Origin of the sequence: Pseudorhodobacter antarcticus, assembly GCF_900110135.1 — a bacterium.
In the GTDB taxonomy this organism is placed as follows: Bacteria; Pseudomonadota; Alphaproteobacteria; order Rhodobacterales; family Rhodobacteraceae; genus Pseudorhodobacter; species Pseudorhodobacter antarcticus.
Genome location: NZ_FOCO01000006.1, coordinates 146364 through 153075 on the forward strand (window position 1 = coordinate 146364; position 6712 = coordinate 153075).

At 57.9% G+C, this 6712-nt stretch carries 6 protein-coding genes and 1 pseudogene; 5 read left to right on the forward strand and 2 right to left on the reverse strand.

Annotated features, from left to right (window positions below; all coding sequences use genetic code 11):
• Positions 1–52: 52 nt before the first annotated feature.
• Positions 53–796 carry a DUF533 domain-containing protein gene (locus BMY36_RS04760; protein WP_074818451.1) on the reverse strand — a complete coding sequence of 248 codons (744 nt, stop codon included), beginning with the start codon at positions 794–796 and terminating at the stop codon, positions 53–55.
• A gap of 693 nt (positions 797–1489) precedes the next feature.
• Here BMY36_RS04760 and BMY36_RS04765 point away from each other — a divergent pair.
• The 4 genes and pseudogenes from BMY36_RS04765 to tnpB all read left to right on the forward strand — a co-directional run.
• Positions 1490–5164: a vitamin B12-dependent ribonucleotide reductase gene (locus BMY36_RS04765; protein WP_050521035.1), complete on the forward strand. Its 3675-nt coding sequence runs from the start codon at positions 1490–1492 to the stop codon at positions 5162–5164.
• A gap of 217 nt (positions 5165–5381) precedes the next feature.
• Positions 5382–5522, forward strand: coding sequence for a hypothetical protein (locus BMY36_RS19825; protein ID WP_175469250.1), 141 nt, complete (start codon positions 5382–5384; stop codon positions 5520–5522).
• Positions 5523–5722: 200 nt separating this feature from the next.
• On the forward strand, positions 5723–6103 hold the full coding sequence (locus BMY36_RS04770; RefSeq protein ID WP_244888655.1) for a transposase: 381 nt from the start codon (positions 5723–5725) through the stop codon (positions 6101–6103).
• Positions 6052–6288: pseudogene (gene tnpB, locus BMY36_RS04775) on the forward strand (IS66 family insertion sequence element accessory protein TnpB); the annotation flags it as partial. The gene BMY36_RS04770 and the pseudogene tnpB, both read left to right, overlap by 52 nt.
• Positions 6289–6305: 17 nt before the next feature.
• Here the strand turns inward: tnpB and BMY36_RS20170 are convergent.
• On the reverse strand, positions 6306–6563 hold the full coding sequence (locus BMY36_RS20170) for a hypothetical protein (RefSeq protein WP_139193936.1): 258 nt from the start codon (positions 6561–6563) through the stop codon (positions 6306–6308).
• On the opposite strand from BMY36_RS20170, the gene BMY36_RS04780 reads away from it, so the two are divergent.
• Positions 6562–6712: IS66 family transposase (locus BMY36_RS04780; protein WP_217646616.1), on the forward strand; the 151-nt coding region annotated here is incomplete at its 3' end. The genes BMY36_RS20170 and BMY36_RS04780 overlap by 2 nt on opposite strands.

Sequence of the window (6712 nt, forward strand, 5' to 3'; positions counted from 1 at the left end):
GCGGCCCGTTTACGGGGTTTGGGCCGCAGGAACCACCCCTTTTCTGGGCGTTTTAGGCGTAAAGCGCGGGCAGGCCGGCCTGTTGGTGGATCGCGTTGACCGCTGCGTGATCTATCGCGAGGGCGGCGGCGAGATCGTGGAGGTATTGCGCCTCGATCCGGCTGTCGAGGTCGATAGCCATAAGGGAGATCAGGTAGACCTGTTCCTCCATCCCGTCGGGAACATCGAAGGCGAGGGCATCAACGTCGACGGGTTTGTCGAGGAGTTCGGTGACATAGGCGCGTTCGGCATCGGTGGCGGTGTCAAGGTGGCGCATCAGTTTTTCGCTTTCTGCGTCGTCCAATTTGCCGTCGGCCATGACCGCTTGGACCATTGCGCGCAGCATCAAGGCTGCGGCGAGTTCCTGGTCGCGGGTGGGTTCGACGGTTTCATGACCTACGATGGCTTGGTTAAAGATGGGGCCCAAGCCTGCGGGGGCCAAGCCTGCTGGGGCCAATCCTGCGGGGGCGGTGTTGCGAGGGGAGGTTGCTGCGGTTGCGGCCCCGGCGCCCAAGAGGCCGGTGAGGGCGGGGCCCGCCTTGGCCAACAACCCGTTGAGGCCGGAGGCGTGGGGGGCGCGGCCCGCGTGGTTTGCGGTGGAGTTTGCGCCGAGTTTTTCGAGCATCCCGCCCAAGCCACCTGCAAGGCCGCCTGCGCCGCCCCCAAGTTTCGGCATCCCGTTGCGCGAGACGTGGCTGGCGCCTTTGGCAATAGCGACGCCGACGGCAACTTTGGCGAGTGTGGAAAAGAGACCCATGGACATACCCCTGTAAACGATTCTGTTGCCCCTAATGTTGGGGCGTAGCGCGTTATTACAAGAGGGGCACGGGGGAGAAACGAGGGGGGAAGATGCCGCAATTTTGGGCAAAGAGGTGGTGGGGGCGGCAGGATGGGGCGACGTGGGGGCAACTGGAAAGACTGTCGCAGGTGTTTGATGCTGCCCAAGCGTCACACGGTTGCAACAGTTTGACAGGGGCGTGCGCGCTGTAAGATGTGGCGCGGGGGCGGGCGGCCACCAGATGTAGTGGTGTGTGGCATGTTAAAGCCGCAGCACAGCTTGTGCGGGTAAAGGGGCGCGAAACATAGAAAAAACATGAATTTTGGGTGGGCGCGCGGGGGCGGGCGTGCCGGGGGGCGGGGCCATAGGCGCGGGACCGGGGCGCGGGCGCGACCTTGGACGGCAAAATGAAAACTGCCCACAGGGTCGCAAATATCTGTGGAAAGAAATGAATTATCCGTTGATCCCGGCGGAGAAATACGACAATTTGATTAAGGGATCCCGTTGCACACTAGATGTGGTAGCCGGGACGAACATTATACATTTAACAAGAAGTGAGGGGGCCTAAGGGCACCTCATGCGCTTGGCCGTTTTGCGGCAGGGCCGTTGGTGAATGTGTGTGAATGGAAAACTCGGGCAGGTTACGCCCGCAACAAGTCGGAGACGGGGCAGATGAAGATCGAGCGTAAATTCACGAGCGAGGCGACTGGTGCGTATGGCACTATGGATTTCACCACCACGGTTTCGGAAATTCGCAACCCGGATGGCACGATTGTGTTTCGCAATGACGCGGTAGAAGTGCCGAGCGGCTGGAGCCAAGTGGCATCGGACGTGTTGGCGCAGAAGTATTTCCGCAAGGCGGGCGTTCCGGCGAAGTTGAAGCGGGTGAAGGAAAAGGGGCTGCCAGAGTTTTTGTGGCGTTCCGTTCCGGATGAGGCGGCGCTGGCGGATTTGCCCGTCGATGCGCGGATTGTGGGCGAAACATCAGCCAAGCAGGTGTTTGACCGTTTGGCGGGGGCGTGGACGTATTGGGGCTGGAAAGGTGGGTATTTCACCACCGAAGGCGATGCGCGCGCATACTATGATGAGATGCGGTTTATGTTGGCCAACCAGATGGCGGCGCCGAACAGCCCGCAGTGGTTTAACACCGGCCTGCATTGGGCCTATGGCATTGATGGGCCAAGCCAAGGCCATTACTATGTCGATTACCAGTCGGGCGTGTTGACCAAGTCCACCTCTGCGTACGAGCATCCGCAGCCGCATGCGTGCTTCATTCAGTCGGTTGCTGATGATCTGGTTGGCGATGGTGGCATCATGGACCTTTGGGTGCGTGAAGCGCGGTTGTTCAAATACGGCTCTGGCACGGGCACAAACTTTTCCAGCTTGCGCGGTGCGGGCGAAAAGCTGTCGGGCGGTGGCAAGTCATCCGGCCTGATGGGGTTTTTGAAAATCGGTGACCGGGCAGCGGGTGCCATTAAATCGGGCGGCACCACCCGGCGCGCGGCCAAGATGGTGATTGTCGATGCCGACCACCCCGATATTGAAGATTTCATCAACTGGAAAGTGATTGAGGAGCAGAAAGTCGCGAGCATCGTGGCAGGTTCCAAAATGCACGAGCAGAAGTTGAACGCGATTTTTGCGGCGATCAAGGCGTTTGATGGCAGCGTGGAGGGGGCTTATGAGCCGTCTGCCAATGCGGGCCTGAAAGCGGCGATCAAGGATGCGAAGAAAGTTGCGATCCCCGAGACATATATCAAGCGCGTGCTGGATTATGCCAAGCAGGGCCACACCAGCATTGAATTTCCGACCTATGATACCGATTGGGATTCGGAGGCTTATTCATCAGTTTCTGGCCAAAACTCCAACAACTCCATCCGCGTGACGGATGCGTTTTTGGATGCGATCAAAAACGATGGGGATTGGCAGCTTTTGAACCGCAAGGATGGGTCTGTGTCCAAGACCATCAAAGCGCGGGATTTGTGGGCGCAAGTGGGGCATGCGGCATGGGCCTGTGCCGATCCGGGCATCCAATTCCATGATACGGTTAATGCGTGGCACACTTGCCCCGAGGATGGGGCGATCCGTGGGTCGAACCCTTGTTCCGAATATATGTTCTTGGATGATACGGCCTGTAACCTTGCGTCGATGAACCTGCTTACGTTCTTTGCGGACGGCAAATTTGATAGTGCGGCCTATATCCACGCGACACGGTTGTGGACGGTGACGTTGGAAGTGTCGGTGATGATGGCGCAGTTCCCAAGCCGTGAGATTGCGCAACGCTCGTTCGATTTCCGCACGCTGGGGCTGGGCTATGCCAACATCGGCGGGTTGTTGATGAACATGGGGCTGGGGTACGATTCGGTGCAGGGGCGGGCGCTGTGTGGTGCGTTGACAGCACTGATGACCGGCGTTTCCTATGCCACATCTGCCGAGATGGCGGGGGAGTTGGGGGCGTTTGCAGGATACGCGCGCAATAAAGCGCATATGCTGCGGGTCATTCGCAACCACCGCGCGGCGGCCCATGCCACGGGCATCTATGACGGTGTGAACGTGGACCCGGTGGCGCTGGACCAAGTGAATTGCCCGGATATGTCGTTGGTATCGCTTGCCAAGGGTGCGTGGGATGAGGCGCTGGCGCTGGGTGAAGTGCACGGGTTCCGCAACGCGCAAACCACGGTGATTGCGCCAACCGGCACCATCGGTTTGGTGATGGATTGCGACACCACAGGGATTGAGCCTGACTTTGCGCTGGTGAAATTCAAAAAGCTGGCGGGGGGGGGGTATTTCAAGATCATCAACCAATCCGTGCCTGCGGCGTTGGAAAAGCTGGGTTACGGGTCTGCGCAAGCGTCCGAGATTGTGGCCTATGCGGTGGGTCACGGGTCGATGGGCAATTGCCCCGGCATCAACCATTCGTCGCTTGTGGGCCACGGGTTTGGCCCGCGTGAGATTGAAAAGGTTGAAGGCGCGCTGGCATCGGCGTTTGATATTCGCTTTGTGTTCAACCAATGGACGCTGGGTGAGGATTTCTGCAAAGGCACGCTGGGCATCCCTGCGGCCAAGCTGGCCGATCCGACCTTTGATTTGCTGCGCCACCTTGGGTTTACGAAAGCCCAGATTGAAGCTGCGAATGAGCATATTTGCGGCACCATGACGCTGGAAGGCGCGCCGTTCCTGCGCCCGGAGCATTATTCGGTGTTTGATTGCGCCAATGCGTGCGGCCGTAAAGGCAAGCGCTATTTGTCGGTGGGCAGCCATATCCACATGATGGCGGCGGCGCAGTCGTTCATCTCGGGCGCGATTTCCAAGACGATCAACATGCCAAATTCGGCGTCGATTGGGGAAACCTTGGCAGCGTATGAGTTGAGCCATTCGCTTGGCATCAAGGCAAACGCGTTGTACCGCGATGGATCGAAGCTGAGCCAGCCGTTGGCGTCTGCCTTGGTGGAGGATGATGATGAAGCCGAAGACATCTTCATCAACGGGTCCGATCAGGAAAAAGCGATCGTGCTGGCCGAAAAAATCGTGGAAAAGGTGATCATCAAGGAGATTATCAAATCCCACCGTGAAAAGCTGCCGGAGCGCCGCAAAGGCTATACCCAAAAGGCGATTGTGGGCGGGCATAAAGTGTATTTGCGCACAGGCGAGTACAAAGACGGCGCGCTGGGCGAGATTTTCATCGACATGCACAAAGAGGGTGCGGGGTTCCGCGCCATGATGAACAACTTTGCCATCGCAGTGTCGGTTGGCCTGCAATACGGCGTGCCGTTGGAGGAGTTTGTGGAGGCGTTCACCTTTACCAAATTTGAGCCAGCCGGTATGGTGCAGGGCAATGACAGCATCAAAAATGCCACGTCGATTTTGGATTACATCTTCCGCGAATTGGCCGTGTCGTATCTGGACCGCACCGATTTGGCGCATGTGAAACCGCAAGGGGCCACGTTTGACGATCTGGGCGGCGGCGTGGGCGAAAGCAAGCGCAACATCAGTGCCGTGGATGATGCGGCGGCCCACCGTGGGTTGGAAGTGCTGCGTCAGATTTCGTCGACCGGATATCTGCGCAAGCGGTTGCCGCAGGAGTTGACGGTGCTGCAAGGCGGGATCAATTCGGCGGTGACGTCGGACCCGGTCGCGTTGCTGAACACGTTGGTGCCGCAAACGGCGGTGGCCTTGGTGGCATCATCCACCGCGCTGGCCAGTGGCGGTGTGTCGATGGACGCGCGGGTGAAGGCCAAAATGCAAGGCTATGAGGGTGAGGCGTGCGGCGAGTGCGGCAACTACACGCTGGTGCGCAACGGGACCTGCATGAAGTGCAACACCTGTGGCGGGACGTCTGGGTGTAGCTGAGTTTGGAATTGAGGTTGGGACGCAGCGCGCCAACGCTGCGCCCCAGCTTTCTGGCGTGTATTAGGCACGACGCCAGAGAAGCTTTCTCGCCCTTTGCGGGACGATGGTCTGTTAAGATCATGTGTTAGAGATTGCATCAATCCCGTGTCTGAATCTGTCCACCATTTTCCACAGGCCTGTGGAGGAATGTGGATAGCTTTGGAAGGGGGTGATTTAGATGGACAAAAAAAGTTCAGGAGAAGTGACAAGCGCAAAAGCTGCGTCTGCAGCTTCACAGGTGCTTAGGGATCCAAAGTCGAGTGCTGCGGCAAAAACTGCTGCTGCTTCGGCGCTGACCCAGCGCCCGAATAAAAAGTAAGCGGTTGTAAACGCTGCTGGTAGACGGGCGGGGACTGCTCCCCGCCCGTTTTTTATTTTTTCGGTAATTTTTTGAAAAGTAACAGTTTTGTTTGAATGTAAGCGTCCGGTCTCACTGCCCTGCCTGCGTGATGGAGTGGGTGATAGTGTCCACCATCGGTAGTGGACATCTTGCGGTCGGTGATGGCGGGGAAGAAGGGTTTGAAGAATCGGATCTGGTCGGATGACGAGAAGCGCACGATTTGCGCGCAGACGTTGACGCCGGGCGTTTCGGTTGCACAGGTTGCGCGGCGCTATTCGATGAACGCGAACCTGATTTTCAAATGGCTGAAGGATACCCGGTTCGCGCCAGTGGAGGGTGGATCGTCGCCCGAGGAGAGTATCGCTATTGAAGGTGCTTTTCTTCCGGTCGAGATAGAAACGTCCACCTTGAAAAGCCCCACCGTTCCCGCGCGAATAAGCGCCGTGGCGGCTGATCCTGGCCCTGTTGTCTTGGCGCAGCGCGTGGACATCGCGCTGTCGGACGGACACCGTATTCTGGCCATCTGTTCGTGTTCCGTGGCCGTCGAGGTGATCTGTTAAAAATCATCTGGTGGGATACGCAGGGCGCATGCCTGTTTATGAAACGCCTTGAGAAAGGGCGGTTTGTCTGACCTTCGACCAAGGACGGCAAAATCTGTGTCACGGCTGCACAACTGTCGATGCTTCTGGAAGGAATTGACTGGCGGATGCCTGCGCGAACATGGCGACCATTGCAGGCTGGATAAGCCAATAAAACATGGGTTTATATGCATTTTGTGTTCCATTCAGAAGGCTGTTCGGATATAAAATATGCATGCACGCGACGTTCAAAACCTTGCCCGAAGACCCCACTGAGCTGCGCGCAGTCAGCGAACTGATGGCGGCTGAAATCAAGGCGCAGGCCTATCAGATCGAGAAGCTGAAGAAGGAACTGGCGGGACATCCGGTGCCCGGCAGGCGATTTGCAAGGCAAATCTGCCGAGAGGGGCAAGGCCCGTTTTGGCAGCAAATCCGAGGCCATGGATCAGCTGGCCTTCGACCTTCAGGAAGATACCGAAATTGCGGCGGGCTCTGAGGCACAAAAGACAGCCCCCGAAACTGATGCGGATCAAGGGGCTCCTGCCAAACGCACCCACAATCGCGCACCGCTGCCCGATCATCTTGAGCGTC